This window comes from Nitrosomonas sp. HPC101 (genome assembly GCF_009833125.1).
Lineage (GTDB): Bacteria > Pseudomonadota > Gammaproteobacteria > Burkholderiales > Nitrosomonadaceae > Nitrosomonas.
This window is the reverse complement of the sequence record NZ_QRCC01000005.1, coordinates 106226-125558: the sequence shown is the minus strand read 5'-3', so window position 1 is coordinate 125558 and position 19333 is coordinate 106226. Positions and strand designations below refer to the sequence as shown.

General features: G+C 48.0%; 21 protein-coding genes. 9 read left to right on the top strand and 12 right to left on the bottom strand.

Annotated elements, in window-relative coordinates:
* The first annotated feature begins 20 nt into the window (after window positions 1-20).
* From gltA to odhB, 3 genes are all read left to right on the top strand, one after another.
* Complete coding sequence (gltA, locus tag ABO04_RS04685) at window positions 21-1307, top strand: citrate synthase (RefSeq protein WP_160809532.1); 1287 nt, start codon at window positions 21-23, stop codon at window positions 1305-1307.
* 195 nt (window positions 1308-1502) lie between these two features.
* A complete protein-coding gene (locus ABO04_RS04680; protein WP_160809531.1) occupies window positions 1503-4364 on the top strand; it encodes a 2-oxoglutarate dehydrogenase E1 component in 2862 nt (953 codons plus the stop codon).
* Between the two features lie 22 nt (window positions 4365-4386).
* Complete coding sequence (gene odhB / locus ABO04_RS04675) at window positions 4387-5646, top strand: 2-oxoglutarate dehydrogenase complex dihydrolipoyllysine-residue succinyltransferase (protein WP_164504266.1); 1260 nt, start codon at window positions 4387-4389, stop codon at window positions 5644-5646.
* 152 nt (window positions 5647-5798) lie between these two features.
* Here odhB and ABO04_RS04670 read toward each other — a convergent pair whose 3' ends face one another.
* From ABO04_RS04670 to ABO04_RS04635, 8 genes are read right to left on the bottom strand one after another with little or no spacing between them, the layout of a single operon-like run.
* Complete coding sequence (locus ABO04_RS04670) at window positions 5799-6053, bottom strand: BolA/IbaG family iron-sulfur metabolism protein (RefSeq protein WP_160809530.1); 255 nt, start codon at window positions 6051-6053, stop codon at window positions 5799-5801.
* 47 nt (window positions 6054-6100) lie between these two features.
* The gene (locus ABO04_RS04665) at window positions 6101-6856 is read right to left on the bottom strand and encodes an ABC transporter permease (protein WP_160809529.1); all 756 of its coding nucleotides are present in this window, start codon (window positions 6854-6856) and stop codon (window positions 6101-6103) included.
* Complete coding sequence (locus tag ABO04_RS04660) at window positions 6853-7767, bottom strand: ABC transporter ATP-binding protein (RefSeq protein ID WP_160809528.1); 915 nt, start codon at window positions 7765-7767, stop codon at window positions 6853-6855. The genes ABO04_RS04665 and ABO04_RS04660 overlap by 4 nt, the downstream gene beginning before the upstream one ends.
* Window positions 7768-7822: 55 nt before the next feature.
* Window positions 7823-8143 (bottom strand): STAS domain-containing protein, encoded by a 321-nt coding sequence (locus ABO04_RS04655; protein WP_160809527.1) that lies wholly within the window; start codon window positions 8141-8143, stop codon window positions 7823-7825.
* 6 nt (window positions 8144-8149) lie between these two features.
* Window positions 8150-8764: an ABC transporter substrate-binding protein gene (locus ABO04_RS04650; RefSeq protein ID WP_160809526.1), complete on the bottom strand. Its 615-nt coding sequence runs from the start codon at window positions 8762-8764 to the stop codon at window positions 8150-8152.
* A 15-nt stretch (window positions 8765-8779) separates the two neighbouring features.
* Window positions 8780-9259, bottom strand: a complete 480-nt coding sequence (gene mlaD, locus ABO04_RS04645; protein WP_160809525.1) for an outer membrane lipid asymmetry maintenance protein MlaD — start codon at window positions 9257-9259, stop codon at window positions 8780-8782.
* The gene (gene mlaE / locus ABO04_RS04640; RefSeq protein WP_160809524.1) at window positions 9259-10056 is read right to left on the bottom strand and encodes a lipid asymmetry maintenance ABC transporter permease subunit MlaE; all 798 of its coding nucleotides are present in this window, start codon (window positions 10054-10056) and stop codon (window positions 9259-9261) included. Before mlaE ends, mlaD begins: the two co-directional genes overlap by 1 nt.
* Before the next feature lie 35 nt (window positions 10057-10091).
* Window positions 10092-10910 (bottom strand): ABC transporter ATP-binding protein, encoded by an 819-nt coding sequence (locus ABO04_RS04635; protein ID WP_160809523.1) that lies wholly within the window; start codon window positions 10908-10910, stop codon window positions 10092-10094.
* A 124-nt stretch (window positions 10911-11034) separates the two neighbouring features.
* Between ABO04_RS04635 and ABO04_RS04630 the strand changes: the two genes are divergently transcribed.
* Complete coding sequence (locus tag ABO04_RS04630; RefSeq protein ID WP_160809522.1) at window positions 11035-11910, top strand: thermonuclease family protein; 876 nt, start codon at window positions 11035-11037, stop codon at window positions 11908-11910.
* 133 nt (window positions 11911-12043) lie between these two features.
* On the opposite strand, the gene ABO04_RS04625 is transcribed toward ABO04_RS04630, so the two are convergent.
* Both ABO04_RS04625 and ABO04_RS04620 read right to left on the bottom strand, forming a co-directional pair.
* Complete coding sequence (locus ABO04_RS04625; protein WP_160809521.1) at window positions 12044-12730, bottom strand: TIGR04211 family SH3 domain-containing protein; 687 nt, start codon at window positions 12728-12730, stop codon at window positions 12044-12046.
* 99 nt (window positions 12731-12829) lie between these two features.
* On the bottom strand, window positions 12830-13021 hold the full coding sequence (locus tag ABO04_RS04620) for a hypothetical protein (RefSeq protein ID WP_160809520.1): 192 nt from the start codon (window positions 13019-13021) through the stop codon (window positions 12830-12832).
* A gap of 116 nt (window positions 13022-13137) precedes the next feature.
* Here ABO04_RS04620 and cutA point away from each other — a divergent pair, with 116 nt between their 5' ends.
* The 3 genes from cutA (at window position 13138) to ABO04_RS04605 (ending at window position 16132) form a co-directional block, all read left to right on the top strand.
* Window positions 13138-13476 carry a divalent-cation tolerance protein CutA gene (gene cutA, locus ABO04_RS04615; protein ID WP_164504265.1) on the top strand — a complete coding sequence of 113 codons (339 nt, stop codon included), beginning with the start codon at window positions 13138-13140 and terminating at the stop codon, window positions 13474-13476.
* Between the two features lie 12 nt (window positions 13477-13488).
* Complete coding sequence (dsbD, locus tag ABO04_RS04610) at window positions 13489-15429, top strand: protein-disulfide reductase DsbD (RefSeq protein WP_160809518.1); 1941 nt, start codon at window positions 13489-13491, stop codon at window positions 15427-15429.
* 157 nt (window positions 15430-15586) lie between these two features.
* The gene (locus ABO04_RS04605; RefSeq protein ID WP_160809517.1) at window positions 15587-16132 is read left to right on the top strand and encodes a TlpA disulfide reductase family protein; all 546 of its coding nucleotides are present in this window, start codon (window positions 15587-15589) and stop codon (window positions 16130-16132) included.
* Window positions 16133-16543: 411 nt separating this feature from the next.
* Here the strand turns inward: ABO04_RS04605 and apaG are convergent, their stop codons facing one another.
* Window positions 16544-16927, bottom strand: coding sequence for a Co2+/Mg2+ efflux protein ApaG (gene apaG, locus ABO04_RS04600; RefSeq protein ID WP_160809516.1), 384 nt, complete (start codon window positions 16925-16927; stop codon window positions 16544-16546).
* On the opposite strand from apaG, the gene ABO04_RS11785 reads away from it, so the two are divergent.
* Window positions 16926-17246, top strand: a complete 321-nt coding sequence (locus ABO04_RS11785) for a hypothetical protein (protein WP_164504260.1) — start codon at window positions 16926-16928, stop codon at window positions 17244-17246. The genes apaG and ABO04_RS11785 overlap by 2 nt on opposite strands.
* A gap of 535 nt (window positions 17247-17781) precedes the next feature.
* On the opposite strand, the gene ABO04_RS04595 is transcribed toward ABO04_RS11785, so the two are convergent.
* Window positions 17782-18315: a hypothetical protein gene (locus ABO04_RS04595; protein WP_160809515.1), complete on the bottom strand. Its 534-nt coding sequence runs from the start codon at window positions 18313-18315 to the stop codon at window positions 17782-17784.
* A 519-nt stretch (window positions 18316-18834) separates the two neighbouring features.
* Here ABO04_RS04595 and ABO04_RS04590 point away from each other — a divergent pair.
* On the top strand, window positions 18835-19230 hold the full coding sequence (locus ABO04_RS04590; RefSeq protein ID WP_240141424.1) for a DUF2007 domain-containing protein: 396 nt from the start codon (window positions 18835-18837) through the stop codon (window positions 19228-19230).
* Window positions 19231-19333 lie beyond the last annotated feature (103 nt).

The following is a 19333-nucleotide window of genomic DNA, read 5'->3' as shown; positions in this document are numbered from 1 at the left end:
CAGGATAAATGGAGAAAACTATGTCACAACAAGATGTTGCCACTTTGTCACTGGGCGAAAACAAGAAAGCGATCGAACTGCCCATCCTGTCCGGTAATGAAGGTCCCGATGTCATTGATATTCGCTCGTTATACGCTCAGAACGGCATGTTTACCTACGATCCCGGATTCGTATCAACCGCCAGCTGTAAATCAGCCATTACATTTATCGATGGTGACCAAGGCATCCTGCTGTATCGCGGCTACCCGATCGAGCAGCTGGCTACCCGCTGTGACTTTATGGAAGTCAGCTATCTTTTGTTGAATGGAGAGCTGCCGACACCGGCTCAAAAGACACAATTTGTCAGCAACATCAAGAATCACACGATGCTCCACGAACAATTGATCAGGTTTCTCAGCGGATTCCGCCGTGATGCACATCCCATGGCAGTCATGGTTGGCGTGGTTGGCGCACTGTCAGCTTTCTATCATGACGCCATGGACGTTTCCGACGCCCAGCACCGTGAGCAATCCATATTTCGACTGATCGCAAAACTACCAACCATTACGGCAATCGCCTACAAATACAATATTGGGCAACCTTTCATCTATCCACGCAATGACCTGGATTTTACGGAAAACTTCCTGCATATGATGTTTTCCACCCCGACCGAAAAATATACGCCCAATCCAGTCATTGTCAGAGCATTGGACCGCATTCTGATCCTGCACGCGGATCACGAGCAGAATGCCTCCACGTCAACAGTCCGACTGGCAGGCTCAAGCGGTGCCAATCCATTCGCCTGTATTTCTGCCGGAATTACCTGCCTGTGGGGTCCGGCACATGGTGGCGCGAACGAAGCCTGTCTCAATATGCTGGAAGAAATCGGGGATGTTTCACGTATCAGTGAATACATCGCTCGCGCCAAGGATAAAAATGATCCTTTCCGGTTGATGGGCTTTGGTCACCGGGTTTACAAAAATTTCGACCCGCGCGCTACACTGATGCGTGAAACCTGCCATGAAGTGCTGGATGAACTGGGGCTGCATAATGACCGGTTGTTCAAGCTCGCACTGGAGCTGGAAAGAATTGCCCTGGAAGACGACTACTTTATTACCAAAAAACTTTATCCCAATGTTGATTTCTACTCGGGCATCGTGCAACGCGCACTGGGTATTCCAACATCTATGTTTACCGCCATTTTTGCTACCGCGCGCACCATTGGCTGGGTTGCACAATGGAATGAAATGATTTCCGATCCAGAACAAAAAATAGGCAGACCGCGCCAATTATACGTTGGCTCACCGCGCCGGGATGTGCCACGATAACTACCGGGATACATCCACGAGACAGGTAAGTTCTAAAACATTTTTTTAACACCTCGCTACCCGCAGGTGGCTCATAAACCCGGCAGCTACAGCTGGAAAGATAAAAGACAGGCAGCTTATCCGCACCTCGCCATTTGTCTTTTTCCTGCCCCGGAAAGTATGTTGCGGTAATTTCACACGCTTCAGGTGGCTATCGTGATCAAACAACTGTTAGAAGATTCAAAACTGTTTGGTACCAATGCGGCATTCATCGAAATGCTCTATGATCAGTATCTGGAAGATCAAGCCAGCATACCGGATCAATGGCGCCTGTATTTCGACTCGCTGCAACCTACAGAAACAATCTCCAACCGTGATATTCCTCACGCTCCAGTCGTTGAGTCACTGATACAATCAGCGACACAGCACAAACCATTTCCGCCCAGAGTACCCAAAGGGCAGGCAGTCGAGCCGCAAACAGTTGATCTCGAAGCACTGGAACGCAAACAGATTGCTGTCCTGCAGCTGATTAATACCTACCGCTTCCTGGGTATACGCAGAGCCAACCTTGATCCGCTCGATCTGCAACAGAAACAGGATGTTCCCGGACTTGACCCCGAATTTCACGGGCTTACTGACGCTGACATGGGCAAGGTATTCAATACCGGTTCTCTGGTCGGCCCGGAACACGCCACCTTGCAGGAAATCCTGCACAGGTTGCAGCAAACCTATTGCGGCAGTATTGGCGCCGAATACATGTACATCGCGGATGTGAAACAGAAACGCTGGTTACAAAATCGGCTCGAATCTATCAGTTCCCAGCCCAATTTCACTCCGGAATACAAACGCCACATTCTTGAGCGGTTGACCGCCGCGGAGGGCTTGGAAAAATATCTGCACAATCGCTACGTTGGTCAGAAACGTTTTTCCGGGGAAGGCAATGAAAGTCTTATCCCGATGCTGGACAAATTATTACAGCACGCAGGCACATCAGGCATACAGGAAGTTGTCATGGGAATGGCCCATCGCGGACGTCTGAGCGTACTGGTTAATACCCTGGGAAAAATGCCTTCCGAACTGTTCCAGGAATTTGAAGGCAAACAACCACAGGAACTGACTTCCGGCGACGTCAAATATCATCAGGGATTTTCTTCCGCAGTTATGACACCGGGCGGTATCATGCGTCTGGCGCTTGCTTTCAATCCATCACACCTCGAAATCGTTAACCCGGTAGTGGAAGGCTCGGTGCGCGCACGTCAACATCGGATTCATGATGAAAATGGCGACCTGATCATCCCGGTGCTGATTCATGGCGATGCCGCCTTTGCCGGGCAGGGTGTGGTCATGGAAACGCTCAATCTGTCACAAACAAGGGGGTATGGCACCGGCGGGACGATCCATATCGTCATCAACAACCAGATCGGCTTCACTACATCAGATCCGCGTGACAGCCGTTCCACACTGTACTGCACAGATGTCGTCAAGATGATTGATGCGCCGGTTCTGCATGTCAACGGAGATGATCCTGATGCGGTTATTCTGGTAACTGAAATAGCGCTCGATTTCCGCATGCAGTTCCGCAAAGATATCGCGATCGATCTGGTTTGTTTTCGCAAGCTGGGTCATAACGAACAGGATGAACCCATGGTAACCCAGCCCTCCATGTACCGCGTCATTCATCAGCACCCAGGCGTTCGTAAACTCTATGCCGATAAACTCATCCAGCAAGGCATCATTGAGGAAGCCGATGCAGCAGCCATGGTGCAATCCTATCAGGATGCTATGGACGAAGGGCGCAACCCCAATACCACGATCTGTTATGACTATAAATCACCTAACGCAGCCAACTGGACGACATTCCTCTCTTCTGAAAAATGGAATCAACCAGTAAAGACTGGCATAGCAATTGAGGATCTGAAGCATCTGTCGGAGCGTCTTACCACTATTCCAGCCACATTCCAGCTGCATCCCAGGGTTGCAAAAGTAATCGAAGACCGACGCAAAATGGGTGAAGGCAGCTTACCGCTTGATTGGGGAATGGCTGAGAGCCTGTCCTATGCTGCCTTGCTGAAAGAAGGTTATCCGGTCCGGATTTCCGGACAGGACAGCGGACGCGGTACTTTTTTTCACCGCCACGCCGTCCTGCATGACCAGAACCGTGAACAGGATCAATGGGAAGATGGTATATATATACCTTTACGCTATATCGCCCCCAAGCAATCTGATTTTGCTGTCATCGATTCAATCCTCTCGGAAGAAGCAGTACTGGGCTTTGAATATGGTTACGCCACGGCACGTCCGGACACGCTCGTCATCTGGGAAGCACAGTTTGGTGATTTTGCCAATGGTGCCCAAGTCGTAATTGATCAGTTCATTGCTTCAGGTGAAGCAAAATGGGGACGTCTATGCGGGCTGGTTCTATTGCTGCCACATGGTTATGAAGGACAGGGGCCGGAACACTCATCAGCACGCCTGGAACGCTTCCTGCAATTGTGTGCCGAATATAATATCCAGATATGCATTCCCTCCACACCCGCACAAATCTTCCATTTGCTCCGGCGGCAGATGATCCGACCAATACGCAAACCGCTGATCGTCATCACTCCCAAAAGCATGCTGCGTCACAAAGAAGCAGTTTCATCTCTGGAAGAACTGGCGAACGGTGGCTTTCAGCCCATCATTCCCGAAACAGAAACATTCGAAACAGAAAAAATAAACCGTCTGATTGTCTGCAGCGGGAAAATATACTATGAGCTGATTGCCTATCGGCGTGAACACACCATCACCAATATGGCCATCATTCGCTTGGAACAGCTTTATCCATTCCCACACGAAGATTTTCAGGTGGAAGTTAATCACTACACACACACTAAAGAAGTGCTCTGGTGCCAGGAAGAACCAGGTAACCAGGGCGCCTGGCATCGTATCCAGCACTACCTGCTGCGCCACATGCGGCCAGATCAGAAACTGGGGTACGCGCTCCGGCCTTCATCCGCTTCACCTTCGGTCGGGTATTTCGCCATTGACAGATTCAGGCAAAAAGAATTAATCGAAGCGGCGTTCCGCGACACAATCTAACCAGAATGATGGAGAAGTCATTATGCTGATCGAAGTTAAAGTTCCCGTGTTTTCCGAGTCAGTCACTGAAGGCACGCTGATTAACTGGCACAAGCAGTCAGGAGAATATGTCGAGCGGGGTGAAAACCTGATCGATATCGAAACCGATAAAGTCGTACTGGAACTTCCTGCTCCGCAACACGGGGTACTTACTGAAATCATCAAAAGCGATGGTACCGTTGTCACCAGCGGAGAAATTATCGCCCGCATCGATACTTCTGCCCAAAATACGAAAACAGCCGAGCAAAAACACACCCAGGCCGAGCCTGCAAAAGACAATCGCCCTGATGAAGCACCCGGTACTGATTCTGCACACCCACATCAACCGCTTATGCCAGCAGCCAAAAAGATTGTTGCTGAAAACAATCTTGCTTCCGGGGAAACTGCAGCCATACGCGGCACAGGCCGTGGTGGACGTATCACTAAGGGAGATGTACTGAATTACATCAAAAACAAGAAAAACAGCACTACCACCAACATCAATCAGCAGTCAGATTCACAGATCGATCAGGCGGTTAGTACAGCGCATGCAGAAAAACCGGAGCGATTGGAAAAACGCGTGCCGATGACCCGTCTGCGCATGCGTATCGCCGAACGGATGGTACAGTCTCAATCCACAGCAGCTATTCTGACAACATTCAACGAAGTCAATATGCAGGCTGTTCTGGATTTACGTGCACGCTATAAGGACAGTTTCGAGAAAGAGCATAGTATCAAACTCGGATTTACCTCATTTTTTGTCAAAGCAGCCATTGCAGCACTTAAAAAATTCCCTATCATCAATGCATCAGTAGATGGAAACGATATCATCTATCACGAGTATTATGATATCGGTATAGCCGTGGCCAGTCCGCGTGGTCTGGTTGTACCGGTCATCCGCGATGCCGACAAGCTCACATTTGCTGGAATAGAAAAACAGATCGCCGATCTGGCAAAACGGGCACAGGATGGGAAGTTGACAATAGAAGAACTCACAGGCGGAACATTCTCTATTACCAACGGTGGTGTATTTGGCTCGATGCTCTCCACGCCAATCATCAATCCACCACAAAGTGCCATTCTAGGCATCCACGCCACCAAGCAACGCCCTGTCGTTGAAAATGGCCAGATTGTGATCCGACCAATTAACTACCTGGCGCTTTCCTACGATCATCGCATTATAGATGGACGTGAGGCAGTATTATCATTAGTAGCAATGAAGGAAGCACTGGAATATCCGGCCAGCCCGTTATTTGATGATTGAACCTGAATTCAGCAGCTGACTGTTTCTGATCATCTCAAGGCTCGCGTGAACACTGGCCACTTTCACCACTGGTTATTGAATCTATTGAGTCAGCACGCTATGTACTATGTAGTATCCCAGCCAGACTGACACGATCAAAAGTGGCCATACTACTAATCAACTGATTGTCTGACCGCTTCCCATTGCTCAGGAGTATAGGTTTTCAGTGATAATGCATGAATTTCCTCGCGCATCCGGTCACCAAGCGCCTGATAAACCAGCTGATGCTGTTTGACCACATTCTTTCCCTGGAACAGTTCGCTAACGATCAGGGCACTGAAATGATGCCCATCATCCCCCTCTACCCTGATCCATACACAAGGCAACGAGGCTTTAATTGAATGTTCTATTGACTCTGCTGTAACCACAACCACTCTCCTTTATTCTCAGATAACACAAAAGCTGCCCCCTCCGTTCATGATCGGATTTTATAACCACTCTTCAGCATCCAAAGTGCCCATCCTGAAACAGCGATGAGACAGCACAATACAACACTCATGCTGATATAAGGTGAAATATCAGAGGTGCCAAAAAAACCATAACGAAAACCATCAATCATGTAAAAAAAGGGGTTCAGGTGAGATAAAACTTGCCATACAGGTGGCAGAGAATGAATGGAATAAAATACACCGGAAAGAAATGTTAGCGGGAGCACAATAAAATTCTGAAAAGCCGCCAGTTGGTCAAACTTATCAGACATAACTCCGGCAATGATACCCAACACTCCCAGCAAGGCACTACCCAGAAACGCAAATAGCATCACCCAGAATAACGACCATAACGGCAGCGGATAAAATAGGAGTGCAACAGCATATACCCCCATACCAACGATCAATCCACGCAATGTCGAGGCGCTGACATAGGCGAGAAAAATTTCCAGGTAAGACAGTGGAGACAGCAGAACAAAAACCAGATTCCCGGTTATTTTCGACTGGATCAGGCTGGAAGATGAATTGGCAAAAGAATTTTGCAAAACCGTCATCATGACCAGCCCCGGAATCAGAAATACGGCATAAGTAATACCATCATAGACCTGCACACGATTTGAGAGTACATGAGAAAAAATCAATAGATACAACAAACTGGACAAAATCGGTGCCAGTATCGTCTGCAAGCTGACTTTCCAGAAACGTAACAATTCCTTATGAAACAGGGTATAAAAACCAGTCACGCAACACCTTCCGGACCAACTTCCATCAGTTTCATGAATACAGTCTCCAGGTCGGGTTGAAGTAGCCGAATATCAAACACTTGTATTCCGGATTTCCGCAATGTCGATAACACTGTTTCAATCTCGGAACTGTCCTTGATTTTCAGGCTGTGCAGACAACCATCGTGTTTACTCGGCCACATTTGCAAACCGGATGGCAAATGATCTGAGGACAAACGCAACTCCAGTGTATAACCTCGAGCACTATGCACAAGGTTATGCATACTATCGAGTGCAATGACTTTTCCCTGTTTGAGTACTGCCACACGATTACACAAGGCTTCCGCTTCTTCCAGATAGTGTGTGGTCAGCACTATCGTATGGCCTTGTAAATTGAGTTGCTGAATGAATTGCCACAAACTTTGGCGTAAATCCACATCTACACCCGCAGTAGGCTCATCAAGAATAATCACAGGCGGTTTATGCACCAGTGCCTGAGCAATCAGTAAACGCCGTTTCATACCTCCTGACAGCGTTCGTACATTTACATGCGCTTTTTCTGCAAGATCCAGATGGTGTAGAATTTCATCAATCCAGACTTCATTGCTTTTAATTCCGAAATAGCCTGACTGGATCACCAGTGTCTCGCGCACGGTGAAAAAGGGGTCGTACACCAGCTCCTGCGGAACCACACCCAACCTTTTCCGTGCCTCACGATAATCAGACAAAACATCGTATCCCATTACGCTGGCTGTGCCATGACTTGCCCGGGTCAATCCGGCCAGAATACTGATCAGCGTAGTCTTGCCTGCACCATTGGGGCCCAACAATGCGAAGAACTCACCTGGTTGAATTACCAGATCGACACCATCCAGGGCAACCAGAGCACCATAACGCTTACCTAGTTGCTGTATCTCAATAGCTGGAGTCATCTCGGTAACGGGAAACAATATAAATTATTCTAAATCCGGTAGTATCCCAGCCCAGTCAACTGAATTTTCCTGTATAACCAGATGGAATCAAATCATCCACATCGTACAGCTCGATAAGATCCGCCAGATTTGCCGGCAGATTGACGAATTCAATTTCCTGGCCGCGTGTCTGCACAACACGTACCCACTCAAGCAGCATACTGACAGCCGAAGAATCCACCTGGGTGACCTCCGCCAGATCAATAACTACCCGCTGACTGTTCATCTCGACCGCCGCCTCACCTGCACGAGTCGCTCTAACTACATTGTCATAGGTTATCGCGCCAAACACAAAAAGACAGCCTTCCTCCACACGAATACCGGTTTCTGTTTCCATGACCGCTTACTTGCCCTTCATGGATGTATTCTTCTCCACCAGTGCCGTGATCAGGCCATCCACACCGCCATCTCTGACCTGACTGTTAAAAGTCCCCCGATAATTGGTCACCAAACTGACACCAGACACGGTCACATCGTAAACTTTCCAGCCGTTATTACTTTTTTCCATAGAATAGTCAATCGGCACAGGTTGTTTACCTCCTCCCTGAATCACCTGGGTTTTGACTATTGTCCTGGTGTCCTGCGGGCTGACATTAGTCGGCTTGACCTTGATGACTTCATCACGATAGCTGGTCAGTGAATTGGAGTAGGTTCGCACCAATAGCGTACGAAATTCCTTCACCAGTGATTTTTTTTGCTCCGGGCCTGCAAGTGACCAGTTTTTGCCCATTGCCAACTGGGTCATACGTGTAAAATTAAAATGAGGTAGTATTTTCTCTCGCACCAGATTCAGCACCTTATCCTGATTACCCTCCCTGATCCCATCATCCTGCTTGAGTACGGCAACCACCTCATCAACTGTATTTTTGATCAGCACGTCAGGTGAAGAATTCTGAGCTGTTGCGGGGAACACGATAGCCAGTAATGTCAGAAAAATAATTCTATTCAATAATTTCATGTTTTATCGCCTGTTTTAAATTTCCGGATCCGAATCTTTTTTTTCTGAAGCCCGATCGAACAGGAAACGCCCGATCATCTCCTCCAGCACAATTGCCGAGTTGGTTTTTATAAATTTATCACCGTCTGTGAGCATCTCCTCATCCCCTCCAGGCAACAACCCGATATATTGTTCACCCAGCAATCCTGACGTCAAGATGCTGGCAAACGTATCTTTTGGAAACTGATACTGCATATCCACTTTCACGGTTACCACTGCATCATACGTTTTCACACTGAATTGTATATCCACCACGCGCCCCACCACTACACCCGCGCTTTTTACCGGCGCCCGTACTTTTAAACCACCGACATTCTCAAAATTACCTATCAGCACATAGCCTTTATCTGCCTGAAAATCCGTAAGGTTACCCACTTTCAACCCCAGAACCAGCAATGCTCCGATACCTGCCATGACGAACAGGCCCACCCAAAAATCCATCATGGTACGTTGCATCAGCTTACCCCTCTGAACATAAATGCGGTTAAAACAAAATCCAGACCAAGAATTGCCAGCGAAGAAGTAACCACTGTCCGAGTAGTCGCACCTGATACACCTTCTGCTGTTGGTGGTGCATCGAACCCTTCAAACACTGCAATTGCCGTTACAACCACTCCAAAAAAACAGCTTTTGATCACACCATTGACGACGTCATAACGAAAATCAACCGAACTCTGCATCTGTGACCAGAAGGATCCTTCATCCACACCGATGAAAACCACTGCCACCAGATAGCCTCCAAATATGCCCACTACCGAAAACATGGCAGCTAGCAGCGGCATAGAGAAAACACCTCCCCAGAAGCGCGGTGCGACGATGCGTGCGATCGGGTCTACTGCCATCATGCCCATGGCGGCCAGTTGCTCGGTTGCTTTCATCAGACCGATTTCGGCAGTCATGGCCGAGCCGGCCCGACTGGCAAACAATAGTGCGGCAATCACCGGCCCCAGTTCACGTAACAGAGATAACGCTACCAATGTTCCCACAGCTGACTCTGAACCATATTTCTGTAGTGTTTCGTAGCCTTGCAATCCCAACACCATACCAACAAACAATCCGGACACCAGAATGATAATCAGCGACATCACCCCGGCGAAATAGATTTCACGTGTAATCAGACGAAAACGCAAAAAACTGGGAATGGATTTCAACAATACCAGCAGCATGAAGTGGCTCGCACTTCCGAGCCGGAAAATGCCATCAACTACTCTATGTCCGATCGATTCGATAATGATTCTGATACGTCTAGCCAAGCTGATCACTCCCCGTATTCATGCCGGCAGCATCCTCAGACACCACTTTCAGTCCTTACACCCAAATCCTGGGAGTAAGAAGTCTGTGCCTGATAATGAAATGGTACCGGACCATCTATTTCACCATGGACAAACTGATGTACGAATGGCACTTTCGATTCACGCACTTCATCCGGTGTCCCATGTGCAGCAATTACTCCGTCTGCCAAAAAATAAACGTAATCAACAATCCGCAGTGACTCCTGAATGTCGTGTGTTACCAGAATAGAAGTCATACCGAGCGTGTCAGTCAAGCGCCGGATCAACCCTCCAATCACACTCAACGAGATTGGATCCAGGCCGGTAAATGGCTCATCGAACATCATCAGCATCGGGTCCAGCGCAATCGAGCGAGCCAGCGCCACACGCCGTGCCATTCCACCGGAAAGCTGGGCTGGCATCAGATGATGTGCTCCACGTAAACCCACTGCATGCAGTTTCATCAGTACCAGATCCCGGATCATCGATTCAGGGAGATTGGTATGCTCACGCATCTGAAAAGCAACGTTATCGAATACTGACAAATCCGTAAACAGGGCTCCAAACTGAAACAACATACCCATCTTGCGCCGCAGTTTAAATAATTCATCCCGGCCAAGTTCATGTACCACCCGCCCTGCCACACTGACAGAACCGGCCGATGGCTTGGCTTCACCGCCAATCAGGCGCAGCAGTGTAGTTTTTCCTGATCCGCTCCCACCCATGATGGCAATCACCTGTCCCCGGGATATATTCATATCGACACCATTCAGAATTACCCGGGAGCCATAGGAAAAATTAACATTTTTGAATTCAATCAGCGGAAGGGTAGCCATCAGTTTTTGTCTTTCAACTTCCAAAAGTTCAGCGACATAAGTAACATCTCCACGGTTGCGCGCCAATCCAGATACCGGTTACGCCAATCTCCCAGCCCAAACATTTCCCTGACACAATCCATTTATGCATTTTACCAGAGCCCCTCGGATACAGCCCAACCTGTCATTCTTTTTCCTGAAATTCTGTCTTTTTACAATTATTCCAGTTGTTCTGCATACTCAACCGGGCCTGGCCGACACCATCTATCGCTCTACGGATCCCCATGGTCAATCCCTTTATTCGGACATCCCCACGGCAACTGCAAAACCACTGCAGCTTGCCACCCAGCCAGCCCAGAACAAGCACCGGATCATCCGGGTTATCGACGGTGATACCGTCGTGCTCGAAAATAACAAACGAGTAAGATTGCTGGGCGTGAATGCACCCGAAATCGAAAATCGGTTTCGCCCGGCAGAACCAGGCGGAATTGAAGCAAAAAAATGGCTGCAAGGAAAGCTATCAGGGCGCAACGTCTATCTGGAACATGACCGGCAAACACAAGATCACTATAAAAGAATGCTTGCTCACCTGTATCTTCCGGACGGTGAACACATCAACCTATCCCTGGTGGAAAAAGGACTGGCCACCGTCAATCTGATCCCCCCAAATCTGCTGCACGCCAGTACCCTGATCAAGGCACAACAACGGGCGGAAGCAAAGGAACTCGGAATCTGGTCAATGAAACAATACCAGCCACGCCAGTTGATCAAACTTGCCGAAAAACCGCTTGGCTGGCAACGCTACCGGGTAAAAGTCACAGCACTCAAACGCAATCGCCGGTTCAGCCGCCTCATTGTTAGCAAAAATATCGACCTCTCTATTGCCAACCGGGATCTGGCCCTGTTCCCATCTCTGGAAACCTATCTGAATAAATCATTGGAAGTACGCGGTTGGGTATCGCGCAAAAAAAACCGTTTTTCGATACACATTCAGCATCCAAGTGCACTGATTCTGTATTAACAGGTCATTGCGCGATCAAAACTGTAAAGCGCATGGACAGGCAGAAGTCAACACCATGCAACGTCACGAGCAAGTTCCACAAAAATTTCTCGACAGCCTGCTAATTCAAACTTAATTACAAATCCGGATACTGTTAAAAATCATTGTAACGTGACCGCTTGCGCCATTGAATTCGTGGAATAACCAGTCCCAGAAATAAACCAGCAAATAACACCAGCGCACCTGCGTAAAACCACTCACGCTCAACCTGTTTACCCAATGTCTGGTTTTCTTGCTCAAGCTTGCCAAGCTTTGTCGTCAAAACATCTGTTTGCCGCCGCATTTCCTGATTCTGATTATCAAGCTGTACGGCATTGGCAGCCAACTGCTTTATTTTAGACAGCTCGGTTTCCAGCTGATTATTATGCTTCTCAAGCGTTGCTACCCGCCGTATCATTATTTCATATTCATGCCTGATAAAATCAGCCTGGGCGCGCGGACTCTCTCTCTCCGTAGGATTGCCGGATCCTGAAAATTGATTGCTTAATTCTTCAAGCAATATCCGCGCCGCCGGCTCAACCATCAGATGACGCGCCAGCACCCATCCCTCGGCTCCTCCGACAGCCCGAACCCTGGAATAACCTTTATCCCGATCTTGTTCCAGTATTTCCAGCTCAGCGCCACTTTTCAGCATCTTCACAATTGCATGCTTATGGCTGGGACCTGTCCGCATCAGCACTTCCACCTGATCACTGGTATAGCCTTTTTCAGCTCGAACCGTCAGTGGCAACATACACAGAAAAATGACAAAAACAATCAGAGAACAGGTAAGTTTACTCATTTCACGTATAGTGTGGTTCCGGAAACACGGCAGCACAATTATTACTAACAGATACCGAACATCCGGATTTCATGCTGGCCTGATCCAAGAATGCTGGTGCTACTTGTCATCGAATCCTGATATGAAATACTTGATCAGCAGGACCATGAAAAAAGGGAAAGCACTCAATGTTGTCATCAAATAGTGCTCATAGGTAAACTGATCCCCTTCATCCATAATGATATAGGTAAAGAAAACACCAATAGGAAAAATTACCGTAATGGACTGGAGTAATACAAACAGATTTTTCATCGTACTGCCTTACACCATCTTCTTATTGCCATGGAAAATTATATTTCAACTACAATAGCATATCATATAAATTCAGATGGATTATGCTGGGGCAGCAATTCCCAAAACCGTATGAAATGACCGAATCATCCCGAATCCTGCTTGTTCTGACCAGCTTTCCGGACGAAGCAAGTGCCAGAAAGCTGGCAAAAGTACTGGTTGATCATCGGTTGGCAGCATGTATTAATATTTTGCAAGAGTGTACTTCAATCTACCGCTGGCAAGATCACATTGAAACAACCAGTGAAGTACCGGTTCTGATCAAAACCACCCGGGGGCGCTACCAGGATGTGGAACAGGCGATTAAATCACACCACCCCTACGAACTCCCTGAAGTTATTGCTGTCTTTCTCGATAACGGATTGCCTGCTTACCTGCAGTGGGTTGCCAATGAAACAACTGAAACAGATATCTAACCGAGATAACCAATGCGCTGGATAAAATTCATTTTAATTTTGCTGTCACTCTGCCTGATCAGCACGCACGTCCTGGCCGAAGAAAGCCGGTCCGGGGGATTAATGAGTATTCTGCAACGTCTGGGGATGAATACTGACCAGGCCGAACAGGAGCTATTGCCACCAGATGAAGCGTTCAAACTGTCACTTGAAGTACGGGATGACCACACGCTGGTCGCTCATCTGACACCAGCCAAGGATTACTATCTTTATCGTGACAAGATCGCTTTTGAATCAAAAAGTGAAGGGATCCACATCGAGCAAGTCACGCTGCCATCCGGGAAGATGAAGGATGATCAGCTTTTTGGCAAAACTGAAGTGTACTACCAGCCCCTGGAGGCTGTTATCACACTACGTCGGGACAAACCTGTTCCGGAACAACTCTCCCTATCCGCCTCCTACCAGGGTTGTAATGAACCGATTGGTGTATGTTATGCACCCATCAACAAGGAAAAGGAACTACTGCTGCCTGTCCTTAAGGCCATGGTAAGCACAGCGGCTGACGTCATCAGCAGCAGCGCTCAGGCCGCGAGCACAAACCCCACCGCTGAGTTATTCCAGGTACCCGGTGATGCGCCGCTGTTTGAAACAGAATCCTACAAAATAGAACGCCTGTTCGCTAGTGGCAATTTCTGGCTGATTTTGAGCGGTTTTTTCGGCATCGGCCTGCTACTCGCCTTTACGCCCTGCGTATTCCCCATGTTTCCGATTCTGTCCGGCATCATTGCCAGCAAGGGGCAACAGATGTCAAAACTGCGCGGCTTTATGCTGGCGCTCGCCTATGTACTGGGCATGTCGATCACTTACGCCATCGCCGGCGCGGCAGCAGGCCTGTCTGGTGCAATGCTGTCTGCTGCACTGCAAAACGCCTGGGTGCTTGGAACGTTTGCGCTGGTCTTCACTGCACTGGCATTTTCGATGTTTGGTTTCTACGAATTGCGATTGCCCGCTTCCATACAAAACAAACTGGTTGAGGAAACCGGTCATTTCAGAGGGGGACAATTTGCTGGTGTATTTGGAATGGGTGCACTGTCTGCCCTGATCGTCAGCCCCTGTGTCGCCGCACCACTGGCTGGTGCATTAATCTACATCAGCCAGACACGCGATGTCATACTGGGCGGTTCAGCTTTGTTTGTCATGGCGCTCGGAATGGGCGTGCCACTGTTGCTGCTGGGAGTCTCTGCCGGCGCACTGCTGCCCAGATCCGGTGCGTGGATGAAATCCATCCAGCAATTTTTCGGTGTCCTGCTGCTGGCTGTCGCCATCTGGCTGATCTCGCCTGTAATCACGGAAGTTACGCATATGCTACTCTGGGCAGCGTTACTGATCATTTCCGCCATCTATCTGCATGCGCTTGATCCACTTCCCAACCAGGCACCGGGCTTCAGTAAATTCCTCAAAGGAGTGGGTGTCATTGCACTATTGACTGGTATCGCATTACTCATCGGCGTCCTGTCCGGCAGCCGGGATGTTTTGCAGCCGCTATCCAGATTCAATCTGGCTGCAATGCCTCTTTCCGCACAGCTTACCGAATCACCAGCAAGCACAAACAACCTTCTGCCGTTCAAGCAGGTAAAAACAGTCGCAGAACTGGATGAACTCATTCGGAAATCACGGGGACGTTACGTCATGATCGACTTTTACGCTGACTGGTGTGTTTCCTGCAAGGAAATGGAACGTTTCACCTTTACCGATCCGCATGTCCAGGAGCGCCTGAAAAATGTCGAACTGGTTCAGATCAACGTAACCGAGGGAACACCGGATGACACCGCACTGCTCAAACGTTTCAAGCTCTTCGGGCCACCCGGAATCTTGTTTTTTGACTCGCAAGGGGTCGAGATCCCCAACATCAAAATCATTGGCTATCTCGACAAAAAAGACTTTGTTACCGTGCTGGATGCAATACTACTCTGATAATCAGGAAGCAACCTATCCACACCCGCACCATTTCACAGGCATGACAAGTTCACATCATGTCTTGAGTACGTCGCCTGTATAGAGAATACCCGATACTGATATTCGCTATCTATGTGCTGTACCGCGTAAAATCCACTTCTTTCCGGAATCCTCTATGTCCAGACCCAACAAATTTTCATTTTACGTTATTGTCGCTATCCTTTCTCTGGCCGCCGGTGTTGCCTATAAATCCAGAGAAATGGGTATCACAACTACCCTGCCGGATAGCGTCAGGCAGGTTGCAGCAGAAACATTCTTCAACACGACACTCTCAACCCCGGAAGGTATTCCTCAGGCTATGTCGCAATGGCAGGGGAAAGTTATTGTTGTCAATTTCTGGGCAACCTGGTGTCTACCCTGTCGGGATGAAATTCCTGAGTTGATCGATACGTATACGACGTACCACCAGAAAGATTTTGTTATCGTCGGAATCGCCATAGACAACGCCGAAAAAGTCGCTGCGTTCAGCAAGGAGTTCAATATCAACTATCCTGTCCTGGCCGGGGAATTCGATGCCTTTACACTGGCAGAGGCTATGGGTAATCCGCAGGGTGCCCTGCCCTTCACCGTGACTATTGATCGCAATGGTACGATCATCGATACCCACTTGGGGCGAATCAAGAAACAGCAGATAGAGAAAATCATTCAACCGATACTGTAACACCCCCTTTATATCGTAAGACTGGTAAAAGTGTTATTTCTCTGGAGAAAATCATCTCAAGTTCTTACCCAGGATGCCTGAACAGAAATTACCAGCGCATCTAATCCTTGCTGCTCAGCTTCAAATGATTAATGTATCAATGGAACGGAAATGGAATCAGCCGAGGTAAAATCCATCTTGTTTGAATAGCAACTCCATAAGAATCACTTCATTACGTTCTCGACTGCGAACCACTATGGCTTTCAGGCTGTCCGTACAGCAAAAATATCGCCGACTCTTTTTTGCAGATCCAGCCGGTTGCTGAACTCCGATAGACAATATTTTGGTGAAATCTTCCTCCCCCAACGGAGTTGGAATCAGATATAGCGCAAGCATACCGCAGAGCATTGTCAGCGGATCAACGTTCACAAATCAGTGTAGCACACGCGGCACGCTCAGAATGAATTCAGGAATTTCCACCGAAAAATGAAAACCATCTTCAGCTACCATCTGGTAAAACCCCTTCATGGAGCCCGCAACAGAGGAAATTGCAGTTCCACTGGTGTACTCAAAACTCTCGCCAGGTTTAAGCAAAGGTTGCTCCCCAACCACACCTAACCCCCGTACCTCCCGTATCGCTCCACCAGCATCGGTGATGATCCAGTGGCGGCTCACCAGTTGAGAAGCCACGTTCCCTGTATTACTGATCGTAATCGTGTAGGCAAACACATACTGTTCCTCTGCGGGATCTGACTGATTCTGCAGGTAAGCAGTATGCACTTCCACCTTGATGTTATATTTCTGGTCATTTTTCATGCTGCATATTCCACACTATTTTGCAGGCAACAGCAAGCAACTCTATGCGGTAGCTTGGAATGCGTGCATCCTTGTACGTATTCCCATGCCGGACGGCCGTGCATACTTGAGCGATATGGCCAAAGGTACCCGCTGGGCGACAGACAACGGCGCCAAACTAGCCAACATCAGCTATAATGGAGCGACATCTGGCAGCGTAGCTGTGAGCGTCAACTACTCCGACAATATAATGGTGCAGTACGCACAGAGCTGCACGGCAACACAGTTAAGGAAGATGATAAGCCAGACCTCAGCTTTACCTGGAACACTATTCCGCTGAGTGATGACAGCATGCCCTGGTAGCGTACGTCTTTGATGCTGCTGGCAAGCAACTTGGGAGTGTCCTCGTCGGTTACTATAAACGTAAAAATAACGACGCCGGCTCCACGATAGAACCGCCACTACAGATTATTCGATTCAACCTCAAGGATGGCCGGAAAGTTGGTCATTTCGAAAATATCGAGATAAAGGCTGACAATAACACCCACAAAATTAATCTGAAAATCGATGGTAATTCAATTGCCGCTATTAACGATAAATCATTGAACTATCATTGGAATACATGGGGCAGCGCACCGAGCGACAGCATGCTAATGGTGACCGCCGAAGCACCCAATATCACAAGATCGTAATCAGTCAAACAATTACCGTAAGGAACTGATCACCACTGGCTTTCAATTTTCTAACAGTTAAACATCCTGTTTGCGCAGGGTGTTTTTGGCAGAAAACTGAAAATCTAATCTGTTCAGTATCTCAGCGCGAAGCGCATCACAGCGTCAGGGATCAACAACCTGAGTCTTATCAACAGCTATGCATCAACGATCATGCTTCCCTGCTTCGGGGACAGGTTCTGCAAATTTTGTCTGCCCGCCAAATTCCTTGCGTACAGCCTGCTCTTTAAATTCTTCCTGATTCGATTCATCCCCGAACTCTCTGCGCGTTGCCTGTTCTTCAAATTCCATACGCTCATCCTGTATTTCATTACCCTGAATTACTGGCTGTATGGCAGACTTACCAGTAGCTTCTGCGCCAGACGCCACGATATACACGGGCTGGAAAAGATTTGAATTCCGGAAAATAGAAAAAATATGCGCTGTATCCTGTTTATTTGTCAGGATCTGCTGATCGAATCCTGAAATAGCCGGGTGTGCCGTTCGCAAAGGTAATAATGCCACCCTCATGCTGGCTGAGGTATCCATAGCATCAGCTATAATGGCAGGAAACGAAAACACAGGTGATGACAAACCTGTCAGGCTGGCAATGAAAGTAATTGTAGCAACGTGTCGCATGGCATGCCCTCCGGATAAATGATGATGAAAATAACGAAATACCTCTTGTATAAACAGCATCAGGAGTCAAGTTAACCCTGCAGTATAGTATTTCTGTAGTGCAGCTCCAGGCAGAAGGAAAATGATCGCATTTGGTTTATTTGGATTTGGTCATTGCTCCCTTTACAAAGTCAGCAGAAAACCTCTTTACCAGATGGCAGGAAAATGACTATTTCAGCTTACTGGACAGCAGATGATGTCATTATTCCTGCTACGCTAGCATTGATCTGACAAAGTGCACCATGCACTTCGTATACAAGCAGCAGGTCGTAGTACTAAAGCTGAAACTCATGACACTATTGCAACAACCGTTTTCCTGCCAGAACTGCTCGAAGGTCGTATGTGCTGGTATTCGATCACCCATATCGCTCGGCATCACGCAGATCTGACCGTTATACTCAAAGCTGTAGCAGGAAATTTTTCACGTTAAGCCGCTATATTACTGCCATCATAGCTGCCCGGCCACAACTATCGCTGCGCGAAACATTGCACGATTCCAGACTGCCAGCTTTGGTGCTATCGACCCATGGGAAGCAAAAAATGACTGGTGATGTCAGTTTGATCAAATCATTATGTAATAATCTTGTTCGCTATATGAAAAAACTTTATATCGCTAATAATTTGCTGGAAGCGCACATCATTCAGGATCTGCTGGAAAGTGCCTATATCCCATCCAGGTTGTTCAATGAGTATGCGCAGGGAGGCGTGGGAGAAATTCCATTTACCCATGCTTATCCTGAGGTATGGGTTGTACGCGATCTTGACTACGATCGCGGACGGGCAATCGTTTCAACCTACGAGCAGATGCCACAAGTGACTGATAGCATTTTCTGCCCGAAGTGTGGTGAGGAAAATCCGGGTAATTTCCAGCTATGCTGGCAATGCGGTGCTGGGCTGGAGGTTGTCAAGGAAAGATTTTACCCCCCCAGCGTATGAAAAACTACCCCGAGGGAAAGGATGTTGCGATCAAACTGCGTTCTGCGCTATTTATCTACGAAAATCGTGAACAGTGAATTTACTGCAAACAAATAGCCTTTCA

What these genes read in the sequence shown, in the direction of transcription:
- ABO04_RS04630 (WP_160809522.1), top strand. Translation starts at nt 11,035, where the DNA reads ATGCATTTTACCAGAGCCCCTCGGATACAGCCCAACCTGTCATTCTTT.
- ABO04_RS04650 (WP_160809526.1), bottom strand. Translation starts at nt 8,764, where the DNA reads ATGAAATTATTGAATAGAATTATTTTTCTGACATTACTGGCTATCGTG.
- ABO04_RS04655 (WP_160809527.1), bottom strand. Translation starts at nt 8,143, where the DNA reads ATGGAAACAGAAACCGGTATTCGTGTGGAGGAAGGCTGTCTTTTTGTG.
- ABO04_RS04635 (WP_160809523.1), bottom strand. Translation starts at nt 10,910, where the DNA reads ATGGCTACCCTTCCGCTGATTGAATTCAAAAATGTTAATTTTTCCTAT.
- ABO04_RS04660 (WP_160809528.1), bottom strand. Translation starts at nt 7,767, where the DNA reads ATGACTCCAGCTATTGAGATACAGCAACTAGGTAAGCGTTATGGTGCT.
- ABO04_RS04590 (WP_240141424.1), top strand. Translation starts at nt 18,835, where the DNA reads ATGACTGGTGATGTCAGTTTGATCAAATCATTATGTAATAATCTTGTT.
- odhB (WP_164504266.1), top strand. Translation starts at nt 4,387, where the DNA reads ATGCTGATCGAAGTTAAAGTTCCCGTGTTTTCCGAGTCAGTCACTGAA.
- apaG (WP_160809516.1), bottom strand. Translation starts at nt 16,927, where the DNA reads ATGAAAAATGACCAGAAATATAACATCAAGGTGGAAGTGCATACTGCT.
- ABO04_RS04620 (WP_160809520.1), bottom strand. Translation starts at nt 13,021, where the DNA reads ATGAAAAATCTGTTTGTATTACTCCAGTCCATTACGGTAATTTTTCCT.
- mlaD (WP_160809525.1), bottom strand. Translation starts at nt 9,259, where the DNA reads ATGCAACGTACCATGATGGATTTTTGGGTGGGCCTGTTCGTCATGGCA.
- ABO04_RS04595 (WP_160809515.1), bottom strand. Translation starts at nt 18,315, where the DNA reads ATGCTGTTTATACAAGAGGTATTTCGTTATTTTCATCATCATTTATCC.
- ABO04_RS11785 (WP_164504260.1), top strand. Translation starts at nt 16,926, where the DNA reads ATGCTGCATATTCCACACTATTTTGCAGGCAACAGCAAGCAACTCTAT.
- cutA (WP_164504265.1), top strand. Translation starts at nt 13,138, where the DNA reads ATGACCGAATCATCCCGAATCCTGCTTGTTCTGACCAGCTTTCCGGAC.
- gltA (WP_160809532.1), top strand. Translation starts at nt 21, where the DNA reads ATGTCACAACAAGATGTTGCCACTTTGTCACTGGGCGAAAACAAGAAA.
- ABO04_RS04625 (WP_160809521.1), bottom strand. Translation starts at nt 12,730, where the DNA reads ATGAGTAAACTTACCTGTTCTCTGATTGTTTTTGTCATTTTTCTGTGT.
- ABO04_RS04605 (WP_160809517.1), top strand. Translation starts at nt 15,587, where the DNA reads ATGTCCAGACCCAACAAATTTTCATTTTACGTTATTGTCGCTATCCTT.
- dsbD (WP_160809518.1), top strand. Translation starts at nt 13,489, where the DNA reads ATGCGCTGGATAAAATTCATTTTAATTTTGCTGTCACTCTGCCTGATC.